This is a genomic window from Nocardioides marmorisolisilvae, from assembly GCF_031656915.1.
GTDB lineage: Bacteria > Actinomycetota > Actinomycetes > Propionibacteriales > Nocardioidaceae > Marmoricola > Marmoricola terrisoli.
The window spans coordinates 3,594,705-3,613,939 of sequence record NZ_CP134227.1 but is presented as its reverse complement, the minus strand read 5'-3'; the positions used below and the strand labels follow the sequence as shown (position 1 = coordinate 3,613,939).

The following is a 19,235-nucleotide window of genomic DNA, read 5'->3' as shown; positions in this document are numbered from 1 at the left end:
ATCCGGCCACCAGCGGGGACCCGAACCTGGCCACCAGTGGGGACTTTTTCATGGCCACGGACATGTACTTCTCCGACGCGTCCGAAGACTTGCATGCAGGGTCCAACCTGTAGAGACCTGACGCAGTTTGCACGCTTCATTGGTCCGATTTGAGCGGGGCACAAGGTGCGAGGGCCGCCTGTTCCGTTCGCCCCGAGATTGGAAACCCTGCGGGGGGACACCCGTTGACATGACTGGATACGCAGCCGGTTGGCACACCAGCCGACACCCCCTCGCTCGGGTGGCGATCCGCAATGTCGGAGTCGTCGCTGTCGTGAGCCGTCACCTCCCTCAAGCCCCTCGATCGCGGGCTGGATGGCGTAGGCGTCCAGCGACCTGGCGGGCACCGTGGGCAGGGTCATCGCCAACGCCTGACCCGCCGGTATGGGCCTGCGGCCATGTCCGTTGGTGGCCAGGATCGAACGGACGTCATCAGCGCGCGAGCGGCCGAACGCGACCGCTCGCTCAAGTGCCGAGATGAGTGGCTCGGTGCCGTGCGCGTCACCCAAGGTGAGAACCTCGGCGATCTCGGTGCCGAGCTTGGTGACCCCGGCCGCGGCGGACCCGGTCAGGAACCGTGGTCGGCGGTGCAGCCGGTCTGTGAGCCGGACATCGACTCCCCTACGCGACGTCACCATCGGCAGCCAGTTCGTGGAATGCCTTGGCCAGCGAACGGACCAGGTTGGATCGGCCGGGCGCGTCGGTGAAGAAGTAGTCGGCGATCTTGTTGTGGGCGCCTTGGTTGTCGGCGACAGCGTCGACCACTGCTTCGTCGAAGTCGGGACTCTCGCTGAACTGTTTGATCGAGTTCACCCGCGCCTGCTGCACCAGGGACTCGTTCTCCAGCATCCGGTCGATCAGGCCGCGCACGAATGTCTCGGACTGGCTCTGCGCGAACTCCTCGGCGCCGAACAGGTCGTTGAGCCGCTCGATGACCTCCTGGAGAGCGACCAGCTTGGGGTCCTTCTTCTCCGCTGAGCCGGCCTCGGTGAGGCCGTGCAGGCCGATGCGGGCGCCGAGGTCGAGGTCGGTCTTGCCCTTGTCGACCTGGCGTACGGCGAGCAGGGAGAGCGAGGACAGGTCGATGTCGTCGGCGTCGGTCCTCTCGTGGAGGCGTTTGTCGAAGAGCCGGTAGAAGATCGACCTCTTCTCCAGTACGGCGCTGCCGTAGTCGATGATCTGGCTCATGAAGTCGTAGACCCGAGCGAACGTGCCGAGGTCCTTGCGGAAGATGGCCAACGCATCCAGCTCGCCCTTGTCGTCGGCGGCCTCGGCGGTGTTGCGGCGGGTCGTGAAGCGGGTCAGCGCGGGCGCGAACGCGGCGTCGAGGGCCTGGTTGCCCTTGCCCTTCACCCACGCGTCGACGACGGCATCGAGGTCGGCTTCCTCATAGATGCGCGCCTGGTCGAGCTTGCCGGCGATGTCCCAGACCAGATTCGGGTCGGTCGAGGTCTCCAGAAAGGCGTCGGTGAAGTAGGGCTCGAACGCCGCCTGGATGTCCTCGGGCTGATTCACGAAGTCGACGACGCTGGTGGTGTCCTTCACCTGACCCGACGGGGTCCGGTAAGTGCGGTTGAGCCGCGACAGGGTCTGTACGGCGGTGACACCGGACAGCCTGCGATCGACGTACATCGCGCTCAGCAGCGGCTGATCGAACCCCGTCTGGAACTTGTTCGCAACAATCATCACCTTGCGGTCATCACCCTGGAACGCCTTGCGCAAGTCACCCACACCCGGGTTGAGCGAGGCCTCGGTGGCGTCCTCGATGCCGTACTCCGCATCGCTGATCGAGCCCGAGATCGCGACCAGGGTGCCGATGTCGTAGCCCTTGGCCGCGACATACTTGTCGATCTCGCGCTTGTAGCGCCCCGCGGCCACCCGGGAGTCGGCCACCACCATCGCCTTGGCATGCCCTTCGAGCAGCGGTGCGACGTTCTCCTGGAAGTGCTCGACGATCAGCGCCGACTTCTGGGCGATCGTCTGCGGGTTGAGCTTGACCCACTGCTTGACCCGCTTGGTCGCCTCGGCCTGGTCCACCTCGCGCTCGGCGCCGGCCTCGCCGGCCACCTTGAAGGCGAGCTGGAAGGAGTGGTAGCCGCGAAGTACGTCGAGGATGAACCGCTCCTCGATGGCCTGCTTCATCGAGTAGACATGAAAAGGCACCGGGCGGCTGTCCACTGATCCCTCAGGAACCCGGCCGAACAGCTCCAGGGTCTTGGCCTTCGGGGTCGCGGTGAAGGCGAAGTAGGAGATGTTCGAGGAGTTCGCGCGCCCGGTCGCCTCGGCAGCGAGCAGCGCCTCCACATCGATCTCGCCGCCGTCCTCCAACGACTCGAGCTCCTCGGAGGTCAGCACCGCCTTGAGCTCGGTCGCGGTGCGGCCGGTCTGCGAGGAGTGCGCCTCATCGGCGATCACCGCGAACCTCTTGTCCTTCAGCCCGGAGTTCTGCCGGATCTCCTGCATCGCGAACGGGAACGTCTGCATCGTCACGACGATGATCAGCTTGCCGTTGACCAGCGCCTTGGCCAGCAGCCCGGACTTCGAGGTCGCGCCCTGCTTGCGGGCCTCGTCGATGTCGATCGCGGTGACGATGCCCGCATCGTTGTCGATCTGCTTGATCGCCTCCTGGAGCTGGGCGTCGAGCACATTGCGGTCGGTGATGACGATGACGGAGTCGAAGACCTTCTGGTTGTCCACCTGCAACCGGGCCAGCCGGTGGGCGGTCCACGCGATCGAGTTGGTCTTGCCCGACCCGGCCGAGTGCTGGATCAGGTACCGGCGTCCCGGACCCTCCTCGGTCACGGCCCCGGTGAGCCGGGTGACGGCGTCCCACTGGTGGTAGCGCGGGAAGAGCAGCGTCGTCGACTTCTCCACCGCTCCCGAGATCGGGTCGCGGGAAGTTCGGGTCTCCAGATGCAGGAAGCGGCCCAGGATGTTCAGCCAGGCGTCACGCTCGAAGACGTCCTCCCACAGGTATGCCGTCGTGGACTTGCCTCCCGACGCCGGCGGGTTGCCGGCACCACCGTCGAGGGTGCCCCGGTTGAACGGCAGGAAATGGGTCTTCTCCCCCGCAAGCCGGGTGGTCATCCAGACCTCGTCGTTGGACACCGCGAAGTGCACCAGTGCGCGGGTGCCGAACCCGAACATCGCCTGCGGCTTGCCGGTTGCCGGGTCCTTGACCGGACGGTCCTTCTTGTACTGGTTGATGGCGTCGGTGACGGTCTGGGTGAAGTCCGTCTTCAGCTCCAGCGTTGCCACCGGCAGGCCGTTGACGAAGAGCACCAGGTCGAGCGAGTGCCGGGTGGCGGTCGAGTAGTGCACCTGCCGCATCACCCGCAGCCGAACTTGTGAGTACCGCTGCGACGTGGCCGGGTTGAGCGTCGACTCCGGCTTGAACTGAGCCATGTCGAACCGAGCCGAGACGTGCTGGAAGCCCTTGCGCAACACGTTGAGCGTGCCGCCACCCGACTCCAGCGGGGTGTCGAGCACCTTCACCAACCGGTCCAGCACCTGCCCCTCTTCGGCGACCGACCCGTTCTTGACCACCTTGGCCAGCTCGTCGGGCTGCGTGTCGGCCAACCAGCCGAAGACGTCAGCGGGGAAGAGCGCCCGCTCCGCGTCGTACCCGTCGTCGCTGGGTGAGTACAGCCAACCGTGCGCAGCCAGATGCTCGGAGATCTCCTGCTCGAACTTGATCTCGTTGTGGTCGGCCATGGTGACGGCTCAGGCCACCGGCTCGAGTTTGGTCACCTTGGGCACGCCCGCGGCGCGCTCACGAGCGAGGTCGTACGCCGTCTGCATGGCCAGCCACGCGCGGGCCGTACCGACCCCCGCCTCCTCCAGGCGCACGGCCAGGTTCGGACTCACCCGGGCATGGGCATGCAGGACCCGGCTGAGCGTCACCCGGGACACCCCGAGTCGCTCCGCAGTCTCCCCGACGCTCAGACCGAGCTCGGCGAGCACGTCCTCACGCAGAACGGTGCCTGGATGGACCGGGGTCTTCATCACCATGATCATGTCCTTTCAGCGGTGGCGCTGCGTTCAGTGGTAGTCCTGATAATCGACGAGCTCGACGTCGGTGTCGACGAAGCGGAACGTCACCCGCCAGTTGCCGTTCACCCAGATCGACCAGTGTCCGGCGAGCTTGCCCTTGAGCTGGTGCGTGCGGAACGACGGGATCGCAAGGTCCTCAGCGGACTGCGCCACGTCAAGGACGGAGAGGATGCGCAACAGCTTGTCGACATGCGCCGCCTGCACCCCCTTCTTGGACCCGTCGCGATACAGCCGCTCCAGGCCCTTGTGCCGGAACCCGACGATCACTGGATCAATGTATCGCGTAACGATATGCGATACAAGAAGTCAGCATATGTCCGGATCATCAGTCGACCTGCACCGACGGGACACCACCGACAGCGCTCAACGCGGCCCGCAGTCGCCCCTCGGTCTCGATGAGCCAGTCAAGCCAGGCATCCCATTGCGATTCGTCCCTGACGTCGCAGTACCCGTCGCGCACCACCTCGACCCGGGTCGACTTCCTACCATCGACTAGGTCCCAACGCAGTGGTGCGCCGAACGCCGCCTCGAGCTCCGCTCGTCGTGCATGCAAGGCCTGAAACCGGGCCACGTTCAGCCCGGCGTCGGGGCTATCGAACACCAGTTGTACTGCCAGACCACGCTCGGTGAACGCGGAGCAGTAGGTCGCCCCTCTCACTCGAGCCGACTTGGCGAACCACGAGTTCTTCGTGGACTGGGTCGATGAGGTCCAGTTGGGGTGGGCGGCCTTGAGTCGGTCCCGGAACCGCTCCCAGAAGGCCCAGTAGGCCCGCACGCGTTCGCTGGTCTCGCCGGACACCGCAGTCGCCGCTCGCACCTGCTTGCCCCAGTCATTGGGCTGCACGATCAGTCGAAACGCCGGCGCGGGCTCCGAATCGCCGATCTTTACGACGTGGATCTCGACGCCGAAGAACCGGGTGTTCTCGTCGGTGCGGTCGTTGAGCCAGTCCAGCGCGGCTCGATGCTCGGGCCGGAAGCCAGTGGTCACCCAGACGATCGTGGTCGGGTCGGTGCCAGCGGCATAAGTCAGGATCTGACCGAGATGGGTGTGGTCGGAGATCTCGAGCTGATTCTCGACAATCACGGTTTGACCGGTCGCTTCGTCATGCCCCATCAGGTCCAGGCTGAAGTCGCCCACGGGGTGCTCGGCGACCTCGAGGACGAGATCCATGCCGAGCAGATCGCTGAGTACGTCGACGTTGGCCAGCAGCCACGGCGTGAAGTTGAGCGCCTCGTATGGCCAGACTTCACGGGCCGGGACCGTCGTCAACCGACCGAGCGAAGCCGGGGCGTCCATCACGCCGAAACCTCGTCTTGTAGGTCAATCTGGCCAGTCACGGCCGCAGTGATGAGAGCGGAGCGGCGCTCCCGGGACAGCTCGATGAACCGCTCGGACTCGGCGATGAGGGTGTCGATCTTCCCGGTCATCAGCGCGGTCTGCTCCACCGCTCGACGCTGAACGCTGTGGTCAGGGACCGGGATCGCGACTTCGCGCATGATGCTCGTGTTTAGGCGTGCACGCGTAGCGCCACGAGCTAGGAGCGCGATCTGATTGCGGCTCTGGGGCGCCGACAGCGCCCATGCCAAATACTCTGAACTCACGGACTGCCTGGGGCGCACGCGGTAACAATCCGCCTTAACGATGGCGGGTCCAATATCGGGAACAACAGCAGCCCGACCGAGCGGCATCCGCTCGTCCCCAAGTCCGGCTACGACGACATCCCCCACCCTGACGGCATGCGCCTCCAGCTCCTGCGCGTACTCCAAAGAGATGTAAACGGCATCACTGCTCTTGAACTCGTTGATGCCGATGTTGCCGAGACGGACTACGCGTGCGCCTTCGTCAACGTAGTGCGCAGATGTCAGCGACGATCCGAATGGGCCGTCGACTATCGACGAGATCACGCGCCTGATGGAGACGATCGGGGCAGAGCCAGCCAACGACCGATACACGTTTGCCCAGGCCACGTCGCGTCGCTCATGAAGGAGGTCAACAAGGCGCTGCTGCTCCTCGACGAGCGTGTCAATCCGGGAGGTCTCGAGGTCAAGGTATGCGACGACGGCTTGCTGATCGGACGCACTCGGCACAGCAACGTCCAGGTCACCCAGATCGCGAATGTTGAGGCGGGGCGTCCTCACATTCCCAGCGTCGATCCCACCGATGCCCTTGACCAGACTCGCCATCGCGCTCACAAACGGCTGACTTGTCATTAGGTAGGACAGCCAAGCGCGATCGACTCCGCTCGCGACCTCAAGTACTGCATAGTCCGGACTAACGAGCCCGTCCTCGGGCGCAATCCCAAGAGCCCCTTGGAACGCTCGCATCCTGTTGATGACGAGGTCGCCGTCTCGACAAACCTTGTAGCTGGACAAGTCGGCCGCGGTAGATGCTTCACCTGCCGGCTCAACGCGACGCTGCACACCGGAGTAGATCGAAACCGACATGCGCGGCAAGGTGGAGTCCGCCATTCCAGCGCGAATGTCGACCTCGCTCAGCACCCGTTTGAGCCGGGTCAACGAAGTCACCCCTCAACCTCGCGTAGAAGATCCAGGATCTTGGCGACCTGGGCTTCCAGATCCCGATCGATGTCGGCAAGCGAGCGCGGTGGGGCGTACGTGTAGAAGTGCCGGGTGAAAGGGATCTCGTAGCCGACCTTGGTCTTCTTAGCGTCGACCCAGGCGTCGGGGACGTGCGGGAGCACCTCGGCGTCGAAGTAGGCGTCGATGCCGCCGGCGTAGGTGAAGGGGATGTTCTCGGTGTCGCGGAGCTTGCTGTCCGGCTTGGGCTTGCCCTTGGCGTCGAGCACCGGCTTGCCGTCCTCATCGAGGAGCGGGCGTTCGACGGTGATGGTCCAGTAGCCGAAGTCGCCTATGTCGAAGATCTTGGAATGTTCGGACCCGGTGAAGGCGTCGTACAGCTTGACGATCGTGTCGCGGTCGGCCGCACCGACCTCGCGGCCCTTGGCGCCGAGGTTCTTGCGTAGCTTGGACCAGTATCCGGTGGCGTCGATCAGCTGGACCTTGCCCTTGCGCTCGGGCGCCTTGGTGTTGTCAAGGATCCAGATGTAGGTGGCGATGCCGGTATTGAAGAACATGTTGGTCGGTAGCGCGACGATCGCGTCGACCAGATCGGACTCCAGCAGCCAGCGGCGGATCTCGCTCGGCCCCGACCCGGCCGCGCCGTTGAACAGCGGCGAGCCGTTCAACACGATGCCGGCCCGGCCGCCGCCGTCCTTCGCGGAGTGCATCTTGTGGGCGAGGTGGGTCAGGAACAGCATCTGGCCGTCGGAGACCTGCGGTAGTCCGTGGCCGAAGCGGCCCTGCGGGAACTGCGCGGCCTCGGCCTTCACGGATTCTTGGGCGGCCTTCCAGTCCACGCCGTACGGCGGGTTGGACATGCAGAAGTCGAAGGTGCGACCAGCGAACCGATCGTCGGAAAGCGTGTCGCCGAGCTGGATGTTGGAGGCATCCTGGCCCTTGGCGAGCATGTCGGACTTGCAGATGGCGTACGACTGGTCGTTGATCTCCTGGCCGTACAGCGCCAGGCGCGCTTTCGGGTTGCGCTCTACCAGTCGTTCCTCGGCGACCGAGAGCATGCCACCGGTGCCGGCGGTGGGGTCATAGATCGACCGGACCACGCCCGGCTCCAGCAGCGCGGTGTTGTCCTCGGCGAACAGGAGGTCCACCATCAGCCGGATCGCATCTCGTGGGGTGTAGTGCTCGCCGGCCTCCTCGTTGGAGGCCTCGGCGAACTTGCGGATCAGCTCCTCGAAGAGATCGCCCATTGCAGAGTTCGGCACCATGTCGGGGTGCAGGTCTACCTCGGCGAACTTCGAGACGACCAGGTAGAGACGGCCCTTCTCGTCGAGGGTGGCGATCTCGTTCTCGAACTTGAACCGTTCGAAGACGTCGATGTTGGCGGAGAAGCGCGAGATGTAGTCGATCAGGTTCGACCGCAGCTGATCGGGCTCATTGAGCAGCGCGGCAAAGTTGTAGGCGCTGGTGTTGTAGAACCGGAAGCCGGTCTTCTGGCGGACCTGTACGTCGAGCGCACCGCCACTGTGCTTCTTGGCGAGTTCGCGGACAGTGACGCGGCTCGGCTCGAGGATGCAGTCGAGCCGCCGCAGGATCGTGAACGGCAGGATCACCCCGCCGTACTGGTGCGGCTTGTAGACCCCCCGTAGCTGATCCGCGATGGACCACACGAAGTTCCCCAGACTGCTCAACTCGACCCCTCTTCCGATTGACTGACCCGATCCTGCCGGATAGGTCCGACCCATCCTGCGCCACCCGCCCAGCGTCGACGTCAAACAGCAGCAAGCATCTTCTGGATCGCCTGGCGGGTCACGCCCAACTCACGCGCAACGTCGGCCTGGGAGTACCCGGCCTCGACCAGCTCGCTGATCAAGTCGCGCCGCTGCTCAGCCAACTGACGCGCCAGACGGGCGTGCGCCAGCGCAGAGCTTCGAAGGTCTCGAAGTCTCTCGAACTTCTGGCGGTCTTCCTCGGCGACGGGCTTCGGTGTCATGGGCCGATGCTGACAGCCTGCAGCTATCGCGTCAACCCCCGGTTGTCATCCGTGGTGCAAGAGGTGTGAAGGCTTGCGACTTCGTCGCTGCGGTGGGGGATGAGAATCGTGGTGTCGCTCGGCGACGTCGGGACACACTGGTGCGGGTTGAGCCCGTAGAGGTGTATGGCGTGGGGTCTTCGGGTGCCTTTGGATTGTTGCTGCGAGCACGTGGGTCTGTATCCCGGCAGAAGACCTTCCGAGCGACACCCGGCCAGCCTTCCGGCGGGCCGGTTTGACCGGAAGGAGCTGATCGAGATGGAAGTGCTTTACGACCGGGTCGCGGGTTTGGATGTCGGCAAGGCGTCGGTGACGGTGTGCGTCCGCACGCCGGGCGCACGCCGTGGGCGACATCAAGAGACTCGGACCTTCAAGACGACCACGGGATCGCTACTGGTGATGCGGGACTGGCTCGAGCGCGAGGGCGTGACCATCGCGGCGATGGAGTCGACCTCGACGTACTGGAAGCCGCCGTTCTACTGCCTGGAGGAGGTCATGGATGTCTGGCTGTTGAACGCAGCGCACATGAAGGCCGTGCCTGGCCGGAAGACCGATGTGCGCGACGCGGAGTGGATCGCGCAACTGCTCGAACACGGCTTGTTGACACCCTCGTTCGTCCCGCCCCCCGAGATCCGCCGGCTCCGGCTGCTGACTCGATACCGAGTTCAACTGCAAGGTGACCGGACCCGGGAGATCGTCAGGTTGGAGCTGATGTTGGAGGACGCTTCGATCAAGCTGTCGGTGGTTGCCTCGTCACTGAAGACGGTCTCGGCACGGGCGATCTTGGCCGCGATGATCGCGGGAGAGACCGATGCTCTGGTCTTGGCCGATATGGCCAAGGGCAAGATGCGGTCGAAGATCCCGGACTTGGCCCAAGCATTGGAGGGTAACTTCGACCGACACCATGCCCAGCTGGCGCGCTCGCTGCTTGATCGCATCGATCGGGTCGAACGCGCCATGCGCGAGCTCGACCTCGCAATCGAAGCTGCCTGTGAGCCGTGGGCGCACCAGATCGAACTGCTGCAGACCATTCCCGGCGTTGGCCCGAAGGTCGCACAGGTCATCTTGGCCGAGACGGGCGGGGACATGTCGAAGTTTCCCAGCGCGGCGCACCTAGCATCCTGGGCAGGCTTGTCCCCGGCGATCTATGAGTCGGCTGGCAGGCGCACCCCCGCGGGTCGTCGCCGCGGAAACAAGTGGCTATCGGGGATCCTGGTGGAGGCCGCCGGATCTGTCGGCCGGATGAAGGGCAAGAACTACCTGGCGGTCCAACACGCCCGGCTGACGCGCCGCCGAGGGATGAGTCGGGCCCAGGTAGCGGTCGCGCACTCGATCCTGACCACCGCCTACTACATGCTCAAGCGAGACCAGCCCTACAGCGACCTCGGCCCGCAATGGCTGGAGAAGCGCAACGAGGAGGCCCACACCCGGCGACTTGTCACCCAGCTCGAGAAGCTGGGCCACACCGTCGTACTCGACCAGGTCAGCTGAGCCGCACGAGGAACCAAAGTGTCGGGCTGCCGCCCGACGCGCTGACGCGCCTGTGCAACTACAGGTGATTCACGGGTCTGTGACAGACCCTCCGTCCATCCTGATCAGGTCGGGTTCCGTGCCCAGTCGGAGTCCCAACTCCGGTTGGCTAGTGCTGGATCGGTGGCGCTTCCACGTCCAGTCCATCTGAACCATCGATCGGTGGAGCATGCGGGACCATCTGCGCCGACAGCTGGGCAGTGGGCCTCCGTCCAGGAACGAGGTGCGCGCGACAACTTGAGCATTCGCCGTCGCGGCCCGCGTTTTGCTCGGAGACCGCGCTGCGGTCGAGTCGCCTGATCCCGCAGGGGTCTCGTCTCGGCGTGGTGCCCCGCCACCGACTTGAGTCAGCGGCCGAGCGGCATCGGGTCCGGGGCCTTGATGGTGCCGAGCTGGAGGCGTGCGCCGTACTCGTCGCGGACGCCCCAATGCTCGGCGAGCCGGCCGCCCTCAGTGCGGTAGATGTGCGCGGTGGCCATCGAGTAGCTCCCGCCCTCCGCACCCGGTCCGTGCACAGCGTCGACCCCGACGCCGTGTGCCACCGCTCGCAGCACAACCCGGTCCTCGGTCGAGAACACGTCCTCGATGTCGTACCTGATCCGAAGCACCTGGGTGACGAAGATGAGGATCTGCCGGTAGCCGGCCGGGCCCGGTGGAAGGGGAAACGGTGAGCCGTGATCGACGAAGTCGTCGGTGACCAGATCCTCGAGACAGTCCAGGTCACCGGAGTTGATGGCGTCGAAGACGCGTAGGGCCGCCGCCTGCGCTTGATTCGGGTTCATGGCTACACTCCTACAGGGATTGGAATGTTATTCCAATGGAATTGGAATCTAACGAACTAGGGGCGGCATGCCAAGGCCCTACGACAGCTCCATTCGGATCGAGCGTGCGCGGCGGACCCGGGCATCGATCGTGGAGACCGCGCGTGACCTGCTCCTCCACGGCGGGTACTCCGCGATGACCGTCGCCACGCTGGCAGCTGCGGCGGGGGTCAGCCCGCAGACGGTCTACAACTCGGTCGGAAACAAGGCGGCTGTGGTCAAGGTGGTCTATGACCAGATGATGGCCGGTGACGACGCGGCCGTGACGATGAGCGACCGACCGGAGTTCCAAGCCATATTTGAAGCCGGCGACCGGCCTGCGTTCGCGAATGCATACGCCGGTTGGGTACGGCTTCTCGCCGAACGGGCCGGGCCGCTGCTCGGTGCGCTCCTAGCGCACGGCACCGACGCCACCCTCCTCGAGTTCACCGCGACCATCGAGCAGGAACGGTACGTCGGCACGGCCCGCGCGATCACCGGAATGCGCGACCGGATCGGTCTCCCCGAGCACCACGCGGACGAGAACGGCTTGCCCTGGTTGATCGACGCGGTGTGGACCCTGAACTCCCCGGACTGCTACGACCGGCTGGTACGTCGTCGCGGCTGGTCGCCGACCGAATACGAGACCTGGCTCGCCGGGCAGTTGATCGCGCTACTCGACTGAGCCGGCCCGATCCCCCGACATCCGACAAGGGCGCGACTGGCACCGCGAGCGACGCGGATATTTCCGTGCGGCACTACGAGCCGACCAGCTGGCGATGCGGTCAAAGAACTGCGCCGCGCGGTGCTATCTCGACGGTGGCCACGCCCCTCCCGTAGAGCACGAGCAGCCGGCCACCATGGGTGCAGCGAAGCGCGCCGGAATCATTCGCAAGGGTTGCGACGACTCGCTCGATGACCTCGTCCTCCTCGCCATCACCCTCAAACCTGACGTCGAGTTGATCACCACTCACGAGGCGAACCCGCAGCTGAATCTCTGACATGGGCTTACACCTCGCATCCTGTCGCGCCGACAGTGGGCTCCGGCCATCCGCCAGTCTGCAACGGTAGACCCCACTCGCGAAACGCCTTCGACGGCGGGTGCGCAAACGCTGTATGACGCGCGTCGATGGGCGAAAAGCGGCCTACAAAGAAGCCGCAATCGACTCGAGCCCGGTGATCAGCTCGTCGAGGTCGCCCGCGCTGAGTACGTCATAGGGCGGTCTTGCCAGTTCGTCGGTCTGGCTCTCGATCTTCTCCCGGAGGTCGCGACCAGCGTCGGTGAACCACCCTTCGGCGTCCACGAGTCCGCGTGCCCGCAACCGGTCGACGACTGCGACCACCCGTGCCGGGGGCAGGTGGTTGATCCGACCGAACTCCTCGGCCCGCATCCCCATGGTGAGCGCCATCAAGACGTGGGACTCGCCGCCGCCGATGCCGTGGGCGGCAAGGATGATGTTGTGGCCATCTCCGCGGTGCTCGCGTAGGAGTGTCGCCGCGTGCCACAGCCTCGCCACCGGGTCCCTGGGCACGGCCAGTGCTCGAAGTCCGGCATACAACGCCCGACCCTCGATCGGCGCGCTGACCGCCGCTCGGGTGGCGAGGTCGGCAACGTGCGCAACCCGGGGAGAGTTGGCGAGGTTCCCGATCCGCTGCCGCAGCGCCGCGGCGCTACCCCGCTCGCGCACCGCGATCGCCTCCTGCGGCGTGGTGATGCCCCAGACCCAGGGAATGTGGCGCGCCACCTCGCCGTCGGCGAAGTTGTAGAAGACCGCGTCCACCACCTCGGCAGGCGCCAACCCCAACGGCGCGGCCCGGCCTGCGAAATATCCGTCCCAGTAGTTCCGCATACCGAGGGCGAGGAACTCCTCGGTCGGACCCTGGGAGAACGTGGTCGTGGCGATCGGCTCGATGAGTTCGAACACGCGGTGGATCTTCGACTGTGGGTGCGGCATCGGTCTGCATCCTCCGTTGTCGTGGCGGCGCCTTCCAAGGCGACCTCTCACGCTAACCACGAACGAGGCGCTCGGATACGACACGAGGTCGCGGCATCCGCGGCGGTGTGACGCGGGTCCGTCTGGGTTGCAGATATCGCACGGACCTGGTCGTGTCGAACCAGCGGAGCGTGCGGCGTTCGAGCCTCAGACCGATGTGACGGCCCTCGCCGACGACACTGGCCCGAACTGTTCCGATTCAGGAGATCATCCGCTCCCCTGCTTTGCCTTCCGTTCAGCTTCTTGTGCGTCGGTCACCCATCTGACAACCTGACGCCTCTGCCGCCATTCACCGAGCCGCCAACGCAAGCCCGTGCGCAGGAACATGTGAACTCGGTTCTCAGCGATGTTCAGGGTCTGCGCCACGTGGCTGTCCGGCATCGCCCAGGACTCCTGGCCATCGGATCCTCGAATCTCCTCGACAGCCGACCAGTAGGCCTCAGCGGCCTCTGACAACGATCTGGTCACCCGTTCCGGCACGCCCGCCTCACGCAGGTAGACGCGCAGCCGGCCCAGATACACCTGAAAGCTCATCCAGCCGTCGGGTTCGCTCCTCGACCAGACTTGGCGACTCAGGTCGGCTAGCAGGTCACCTGCCGCAAGACGACGGGTGTACCCACCTTCCGAGCGCTGTAGGAAGAACGTCAGCAAAGCGCCGATCACCAATGTGACGATCGGCAGAAGTCGATCCAGTACGTCAACGTCCATGGCGCTTAGGCTGCCATGGCGAAATGACGCGACTTGCAGACAGGCTCATTAGGCCGGGTCGGACTCGGCAGTAAGTGGCACGACGTCTGCCGGGCCGGGATGTTCGACCGTACTGATGGTCGGGTCTTCGTACGAGAACTTGAACTCCGTGAACCGACGGACGTAGTCCTTCGGCATCTCATTGTCGGCGACGATGAACTGAAGTCGGTTCGGGACGACGCCTACCTGTGTTACGAATCGCGAGTACATCTGGCCAGAGATGTCCTCGGTGCTGCTGACCGCCAACCGCGGGCTGTCGATCATCAAGAACGCCGGGTACGCGGTGTCGTTGAGACGTATGGCGACCGCCACGAGCGACATCCAGTACGCGACCTGTGTTGCTGTCGCGATGCCGCCGGCGGAGCTGACTTGGTTGAAGGGCTGTCCGTCGAGCAGCGGGAGGTAGGTCTTGGGGTCGATGGTGGCGCCTTGGCTGGCAGGGATGCGGAACGCTGCGACCGTCGTGGCGAATTCGTCGGTGAGCTGGCTGAGCACGCTGCGTCGTCGCTCGTCCAACGCGGACTTCGCAGCGCCGATCGCGGTCTTGAGTGCGCTGCGCTGGCTCTCGAGTGTCTCGGCCACGGTTTGGAGGTCGCTGGCCCTGTCCCAACGCTGCAGGACCTCTTCGAGATGCTCTTGTTGTGCCTTGGCGCGTGCGGCCTTGGCTGCCGCGTCGGTGTACGCCTGGAGGCGCGGTGTGACCCGGTTCGCGGTGCGCCTCTCGATCTGGGCAGTCAGGGAGCTGACCAGGTTCCTGCGGTTCTGAACAGCTTCGGCGGCATCGCTAGCTTGCTTCGCGATGACCGTCAGCTGCAGATCGACCTCTTCGACCTGGTCGACTAGTTGGGCCGTCTCGTACTGGCCGCGTGTGAGGTTCTTGACGCTGTCGTGCTGCATGCAGACGCGGCACACGTCGTCCGGTACCTGGCGTTGGTTCAGTGACTGAGTGCAGCGGGGGCATACGACGAACTCGATGTTCGCGAGCCGCTGCCCGGCACTTGCCATCTGATGGAGGCGCGTGATGTCTTGTTCGACTTGGTGACGCTCAGCGCGGTACTGCGCTTCTTCGCGGTCCAGTGACGACACGAGCTCTTGCGCGTCGTTCAGGGCTCGCTCGCTGTCGGTCAGCAGTTCGCGAAGGACCTGGGTCTCGCGGTCGACGACCTCTTCGACCTCGCTCGCGAGGTGGATGAGGGCGTCTTGCCCCTCCTTCTCCTCCTTGATTGCTTGAGCGAGTGCCAGTTCTGCGTCGATCCGCAATTTCATGCCGCTGTGGGTGAGGAACTGGTTGATGGTCTCGGCTTCACGATTCGCCTCGGCGACCTTGCCGTTCAGGTCGTTCAGCTCCGACTGCATGTCGAGGACCTCGGCGTCGGTGAGGCCGAAGAGAAGCTCGAACACTGACTTTCGTTTCGGCTCGTAGTAGGTGTCTCTGCTGCCAGCGATGTCCTGGTTGATGGCCGCCTGCGGCACGTACATGTACTTGAACAGGTCGTAGAACGTGATGAGCGCACCCTTGCGGCTGCTGCCAGGTGAACGCGCGGCGGCCCGCATCGTCGTCGACAACCCGAGCGCACTCAACAGGATGCCGCTGACCGTTGTTTCCTTGTCGCTGCTCACGGCGACCTTCGGGCGAACGTCACCAGTAATCAGGTCGGTGACCCGCATGTTCTTGCGCCGGTCGCCATCGAGCTCACGGCTCAACTGGAGCCGCTCGGTTCCGACCTGAATGCTCAGATGGACCTCGGAAACGTTCTTCGCTGCCACCGGCGCGATGAGGCCGTCGCCACCGAGCGCGAACTTGATGAGCTCGAACAGCGTCGTCTTGCCGACACCGGTGTCACCGGCAAGGACAGTCAGATCGTCAGTGAAGTTGTAGGTGACCGGCCCTTCGACGGTCTCCAGCCTGAACTGGTCGATCCGAAATCGGCTGGTCACGAAATCACCTGACGGTGCGGCCGATCCATTAGCTCTGCAAGCCTCTCGTAGATGAGTTCCTTTAGCGCGTTTCCGGTCATGCCGCGTGACGCTTCCGCGATCGCAGCGCACCGGTCAGCGACCTCATGCCACACGCCGTCTCCGGCGAGCTCGGTCGCTAACTGCTTCCCAAGAGGGGTCGGGAGAAGCGAGACGCTTCCACGCGCACCGGTGCCGTACTTCAACAAGCCGCGGGCGACCAGCGCACCGATGACCGGGTAGTACCGGTCATCCCAGGGCCCGTACTTGTACCTCGTCATCGGGTCCTGAACCGTCGTCGGGTTCGACAGGTCTTCTTCACTCAAATGCATCCGCTCATCCGGTTCAAGGTCGTCAAGAACCGCGGTCGCGAGTGCGGGGTATCGGACGAAGAAGTCGAGCTTCGCGAGCTTGGTCAGCCCATCCAGCTTCCGGTTGTGCTTCGGTTCCGCAGCCACCGCCGCGACCAGCAACAGCACCCGAATCTGGTGATAGGCAAGGTCGTCAAGTTCCCACTGGAGCTCATCGAGTTCCTCGAAAGACCGGGTCATGACGATGCCTTCTCTGCCGTCTCGCGCATCACAGTGTCAGCGTCAAAGCTCGGCGAGAACCACACCAGGCACTTGTTCGACAGCTCCGCGACACCACCAAGGAGCAGGTTTGAGTCCAGGCCGTGCGCCTTCGCGTTGCCCTCAAAAGCATCGATCCGCACCTGAACCGCAGACCACAACCTCTGACCCCACGGTTGAGGGCCCCCGGACACCGCGGCCGCTTCTTCGTCCGCAATCCGATGCAACGCGTTCTCAACGTTTCGACGTGCCGTGACCTTGCTCGGTCCCGAATTCACCGTGCGCCAGTGCGAACGGAACTGAAGCCGCAAGCTCTCGGCACGCGCAATCGCGGTGTCCGAACAACCGCCGGCGCTCATCTTTACCGCAACCTTCGACGTCAGGACCTTTTTCGGCAACCGCCGATACCCAGACGGGTTCGCAACCGCCACACCGACAATCGTCTCCACATCCGCCAACGTCAGCATCCGCTTCTCGAATCCGGGCTCATCCCTGGCGCCCAACACCAAAGGCAACGCCGCCCGAGGCTCTGGACCCGCAGCCCGCATCCGCTCCCGGACCACGTTCATCAACGCCTCCCAGATCGCGTCAGCCGCTTCCGCATGACCCAACGCCACAGCCACCGGCATTGCGTACCTATCGCCCGCTGAGTACGCCAAGTCATCCCGGAACGGGCGACTGTGAGTGAACCGAAGAACGCGAAGAAACGCAGCAAGGGTTTCCGCACTCTCCGGAACGAACACAATCTCCGACTTCGGGTCCGCCGACTTCGCCTTCACCGTCCGCCGCCGGACAATCTCAGCCGCCAACTTGGTCAGGATCCCCTCGAACTCCCCAAACTCAAGGTTCCCCTGCTGGCCGGCGAAGTGCTCACAGGCCTTCTCGAGCTGGCGTGCGTCGCCACTCAAGCTCGGGGTCGTCATCACCCGGCACGTCGGTGACTGCTTCAAAGCAACCCAGCGGTCGAACAGATGCAGGACACCGCCATCATCAAGCACCTGCTTCAACGTGCTGTACGTACCGAACTCACGCTCAAGATGCTTCGCAGAAACAATGTCCGCATCGTCACCCAGTAACAGAGCCCAGTCTTCGTGGTGTTCACAGATCAGCTCGACCGCAACCTCGCCGATTGTCCGCCCGGCCTTTAGCAGCTCGGTGTAGACCGCGAGCAGATCAGCGGTCGCCATCGCGCACTGCCAATCGAATCTGTCCATTGCCTCCGCGCCCGCATCGTCGGGCGTAGGCGTGACCTTCAAAATATGGCCCTCCTGACTGATCTGTGGGTTAGTTGCGGCCCGGGAGGGCGGGTCGGTGCCCGCCGAGGGTGAGCATCGCCAGCGCGATCAATGCCTCGGCGGAGTGGAACCCGAACGCCATCCTGGTCAGCAGCCGGATCTTGGTGTTGGTCGACTCGATCAGCCCGTTGGACAGGTTGTGCTCGATCGCGGCGAGGATCCGGGAACGGTGCTTGACGATGCTCTTCTGCAGTTTCACGAACGCCGGGATCCGGCAGCGTCGCGCCCAGCTGATCCACCGGTCCAGGGCCTCGGCGGCTGCCGCGTGGGGTAGTCGGAAGACCAGCCGCAGGCCTTCTTTGAGCAGATAGGCGCGATACAACCGCGGATCGGTGGCCGCGATCCAAGCCAGCTTGGTCTGCTGGTTCTCGGTGAGATCTTCGGGGTTCTTCCACAACGAGTAGCGGGCTCCCTTCAACGACTTGGCCCGTTCGCTGCCCGGTCGCGGCGGTGCGTCGGCGCGAGGACGTCCACGCGGCCGCTTGGGTTCGGTTCTGGCCTGCTTGCGGGCGTCGTTCCACGCCTCACGCCGGACCTCATCGAGCGCCTCGGTCGCCCATTTGACGATGTGGAACGGATCGGCCACCCGGACCGCGTTCGGGCACCGCCCGGCGACGATGGTGTCGATGAAGTCGGCCCCATCAGCCGAGACGTGGGTGATCAGCTTGCAGCGTTCTTCGCCGAGGAGATCGAAGAACTCAGCGACGGTGGCGCTGTTGCGTCCCGGTGCGGCCCAGACCAGTCGCCGCTGGTCGTGGTCGACGACGACCATCAAGTACTTGTGCCCGCGCTTGTAGCTGATCTCGTCGATCCCGATGCGCCGCAGCCCGGCGAAGCGGTCGTGCTGGGTCTCGATGTCGGCCCAGACCCGGGAGATGATCGAACCCACGGTGCGCCAGGCGATCCGCATCAGCTCGACCACGCATGACTTCGAGGCCTGGGTGGCCAGCCATGCCACCTGATCATCGAAGCTCAGCGTGTGGCCGGCGTCGTGGCGGGCCCAGGGCACGTGGGCGACCACCACGCCATGGGCCCGGCAGGTCACCCGCGGCGCGTCAGCCTCGACCATCGCGACCATCGTGCCCAGGTCCAGCGCCCGCCAACGCCTCCTGCCCGCACCGGCGTCATAACCCGGACAGCGTCGCCGACAACGCCCGCAGCGGCCACGCTGCCGCTTGGTCGGCCGCACGTAGGCGACCAGCACCTGGTCGTCCTCGTCGAACTCGACCCGCTCGATCACCGTCTTCTCGACCCCGAACACGCCCCGCCATAGGCTGACATCACGCACGCCGCTCTCCTGTGCACCTGGTTCCTGTTCCTAGACAGCTCAGAAACCTAGACAGGAAGCGGCGTGTGGCTCGTTCAGGCGCGCTCAGGCACCCACAGGTACGTCAGGAGAGCCCAAAATATGCGCAGGCGTCATCGCGGTCGCCTGGGCAGTGTCAGTCACGAACGCCAATCTAGGTGCCGCGCGAAGATCTCGCATGACTTCCGCGGTTGCCTTCGCAATCCCTACGCCGGTGCACCCTCCCAGCGCGGCCACGACATTCGGTGTTCAGACGCGGACTGCGCCTGTCCTGAGCATTCACCGTGTTTCAGGACCCCTTGAACTTCGTTGAGCGATCAGGATGTCCTGCGTCAATCTGGGCCGAAGCGACGCACATCGCGTTCGTCATGGTGCGACG

General features: G+C 64.7%; 17 protein-coding genes. 2 read left to right on the top strand and 15 right to left on the bottom strand.

Features of this window, described 5'->3' with window-relative positions; all coding sequences use genetic code 11:
- Window positions 1-660 precede the first annotated feature (660 nt).
- The 7 genes from Q9R13_RS17400 to Q9R13_RS17370 form a co-directional block, all read right to left on the bottom strand.
- Window positions 661-3,753, bottom strand: a complete 3,093-nt coding sequence (locus Q9R13_RS17400) for a type I restriction endonuclease subunit R (RefSeq protein ID WP_310962436.1) — start codon at window positions 3,751-3,753, stop codon at window positions 661-663.
- A 9-nt stretch (window positions 3,754-3,762) separates the two neighbouring features.
- Window positions 3,763-4,050, bottom strand: a complete 288-nt coding sequence (locus Q9R13_RS17395) for a HigA family addiction module antitoxin (RefSeq protein ID WP_310962435.1) — start codon at window positions 4,048-4,050, stop codon at window positions 3,763-3,765.
- Window positions 4,051-4,080: 30 nt separating this feature from the next.
- Window positions 4,081-4,359, bottom strand: coding sequence for a type II toxin-antitoxin system RelE/ParE family toxin (locus Q9R13_RS17390; protein ID WP_310962434.1), 279 nt, complete (start codon window positions 4,357-4,359; stop codon window positions 4,081-4,083).
- 58 nt (window positions 4,360-4,417) lie between these two features.
- Complete coding sequence (locus tag Q9R13_RS17385; RefSeq protein ID WP_310962433.1) at window positions 4,418-5,389, bottom strand: DUF4268 domain-containing protein; 972 nt, start codon at window positions 5,387-5,389, stop codon at window positions 4,418-4,420.
- On the bottom strand, window positions 5,389-6,618 hold the full coding sequence (locus tag Q9R13_RS17380) for a restriction endonuclease subunit S domain-containing protein (protein ID WP_310962432.1): 1,230 nt from the start codon (window positions 6,616-6,618) through the stop codon (window positions 5,389-5,391). Before Q9R13_RS17380 ends, Q9R13_RS17385 begins: the two co-directional genes overlap by 1 nt.
- A complete protein-coding gene (locus Q9R13_RS17375; protein ID WP_310962431.1) occupies window positions 6,615-8,318 on the bottom strand; it encodes a type I restriction-modification system subunit M in 1,704 nt (567 codons plus the stop codon). Before Q9R13_RS17375 ends, Q9R13_RS17380 begins: the two co-directional genes overlap by 4 nt.
- An 80-nt stretch (window positions 8,319-8,398) precedes the next feature.
- Complete coding sequence (locus Q9R13_RS17370) at window positions 8,399-8,620, bottom strand: TrfB-related DNA-binding protein (RefSeq protein ID WP_310962430.1); 222 nt, start codon at window positions 8,618-8,620, stop codon at window positions 8,399-8,401.
- A gap of 165 nt (window positions 8,621-8,785) precedes the next feature.
- Between Q9R13_RS17370 and Q9R13_RS17365 the strand changes: the two genes are divergently transcribed.
- The gene (locus tag Q9R13_RS17365) at window positions 8,786-10,150 is read left to right on the top strand and encodes an IS110 family RNA-guided transposase (protein WP_310962429.1); all 1,365 of its coding nucleotides are present in this window, start codon (window positions 8,786-8,788) and stop codon (window positions 10,148-10,150) included.
- A gap of 386 nt (window positions 10,151-10,536) precedes the next feature.
- Here Q9R13_RS17365 and Q9R13_RS17360 read toward each other — a convergent pair whose 3' ends face one another.
- The gene (locus Q9R13_RS17360; protein ID WP_310962428.1) at window positions 10,537-10,971 is read right to left on the bottom strand and encodes an ester cyclase; all 435 of its coding nucleotides are present in this window, start codon (window positions 10,969-10,971) and stop codon (window positions 10,537-10,539) included.
- A 67-nt stretch (window positions 10,972-11,038) separates the two neighbouring features.
- On the opposite strand from Q9R13_RS17360, the gene Q9R13_RS17355 reads away from it, so the two are divergent.
- Window positions 11,039-11,674: a TetR/AcrR family transcriptional regulator gene (locus Q9R13_RS17355; RefSeq protein WP_310962427.1), complete on the top strand. Its 636-nt coding sequence runs from the start codon at window positions 11,039-11,041 to the stop codon at window positions 11,672-11,674.
- A 100-nt stretch (window positions 11,675-11,774) separates the two neighbouring features.
- Here the strand turns inward: Q9R13_RS17355 and Q9R13_RS17350 are convergent, their stop codons facing one another.
- The 7 genes from Q9R13_RS17350 to Q9R13_RS17320 form a co-directional block, all read right to left on the bottom strand.
- Window positions 11,775-11,993 (bottom strand): hypothetical protein, encoded by a 219-nt coding sequence (locus Q9R13_RS17350; RefSeq protein WP_310962426.1) that lies wholly within the window; start codon window positions 11,991-11,993, stop codon window positions 11,775-11,777.
- 141 nt (window positions 11,994-12,134) lie between these two features.
- Window positions 12,135-12,944, bottom strand: coding sequence for a MarR family winged helix-turn-helix transcriptional regulator (locus tag Q9R13_RS17345; protein WP_310962425.1), 810 nt, complete (start codon window positions 12,942-12,944; stop codon window positions 12,135-12,137).
- A gap of 246 nt (window positions 12,945-13,190) precedes the next feature.
- Window positions 13,191-13,691: a hypothetical protein gene (locus Q9R13_RS17340; protein ID WP_310962424.1), complete on the bottom strand. Its 501-nt coding sequence runs from the start codon at window positions 13,689-13,691 to the stop codon at window positions 13,191-13,193.
- 48 nt (window positions 13,692-13,739) lie between these two features.
- Window positions 13,740-15,668, bottom strand: coding sequence for an AAA family ATPase (locus Q9R13_RS17335; RefSeq protein WP_310962423.1), 1,929 nt, complete (start codon window positions 15,666-15,668; stop codon window positions 13,740-13,742).
- Entirely contained in the window at window positions 15,665-16,237 is a 573-nt protein-coding gene (locus Q9R13_RS17330) for a hypothetical protein (protein ID WP_310962422.1), read from the bottom strand. The genes Q9R13_RS17335 and Q9R13_RS17330 overlap by 4 nt, the downstream gene beginning before the upstream one ends.
- A complete protein-coding gene (locus Q9R13_RS17325; RefSeq protein WP_310962421.1) occupies window positions 16,234-17,442 on the bottom strand; it encodes a hypothetical protein in 1,209 nt (402 codons plus the stop codon). The genes Q9R13_RS17330 and Q9R13_RS17325 overlap by 4 nt, the downstream gene beginning before the upstream one ends.
- A 97-nt stretch (window positions 17,443-17,539) precedes the next feature.
- On the bottom strand, window positions 17,540-18,838 hold the full coding sequence (locus Q9R13_RS17320; RefSeq protein WP_310961331.1) for an ISL3 family transposase: 1,299 nt from the start codon (window positions 18,836-18,838) through the stop codon (window positions 17,540-17,542).
- Between the last annotated feature and the right edge of the window lie 397 nt (window positions 18,839-19,235).

Excerpts from the sequence above, each read along its gene's own strand:
- Q9R13_RS17385 (WP_310962433.1), bottom strand. The coding sequence starts at position 5,389 with ATGGACGCCCCGGCTTCGCTCGGTCGGTTGACGACGGTCCCGGCCCGT.
- Q9R13_RS17370 (WP_310962430.1), bottom strand. The coding sequence starts at position 8,620 with ATGACACCGAAGCCCGTCGCCGAGGAAGACCGCCAGAAGTTCGAGAGA.
- Q9R13_RS17395 (WP_310962435.1), bottom strand. The coding sequence starts at position 4,050 with ATGGTGATGAAGACCCCGGTCCATCCAGGCACCGTTCTGCGTGAGGAC.
- Q9R13_RS17355 (WP_310962427.1), top strand. The coding sequence starts at position 11,039 with ATGCCAAGGCCCTACGACAGCTCCATTCGGATCGAGCGTGCGCGGCGG.
- Q9R13_RS17325 (WP_310962421.1), bottom strand. The coding sequence starts at position 17,442 with ATGGCGACCGCTGATCTGCTCGCGGTCTACACCGAGCTGCTAAAGGCC.
- Q9R13_RS17330 (WP_310962422.1), bottom strand. The coding sequence starts at position 16,237 with ATGACCCGGTCTTTCGAGGAACTCGATGAGCTCCAGTGGGAACTTGAC.
- Q9R13_RS17400 (WP_310962436.1), bottom strand. The coding sequence starts at position 3,753 with ATGGCCGACCACAACGAGATCAAGTTCGAGCAGGAGATCTCCGAGCAT.
- Q9R13_RS17365 (WP_310962429.1), top strand. The coding sequence starts at position 8,786 with ATGGCGTGGGGTCTTCGGGTGCCTTTGGATTGTTGCTGCGAGCACGTG.
- Q9R13_RS17340 (WP_310962424.1), bottom strand. The coding sequence starts at position 13,691 with ATGGACGTTGACGTACTGGATCGACTTCTGCCGATCGTCACATTGGTG.
- Q9R13_RS17360 (WP_310962428.1), bottom strand. The coding sequence starts at position 10,971 with ATGAACCCGAATCAAGCGCAGGCGGCGGCCCTACGCGTCTTCGACGCC.
- Q9R13_RS17350 (WP_310962426.1), bottom strand. The coding sequence starts at position 11,993 with ATGTCAGAGATTCAGCTGCGGGTTCGCCTCGTGAGTGGTGATCAACTC.
- Q9R13_RS17345 (WP_310962425.1), bottom strand. The coding sequence starts at position 12,944 with ATGCCGCACCCACAGTCGAAGATCCACCGCGTGTTCGAACTCATCGAG.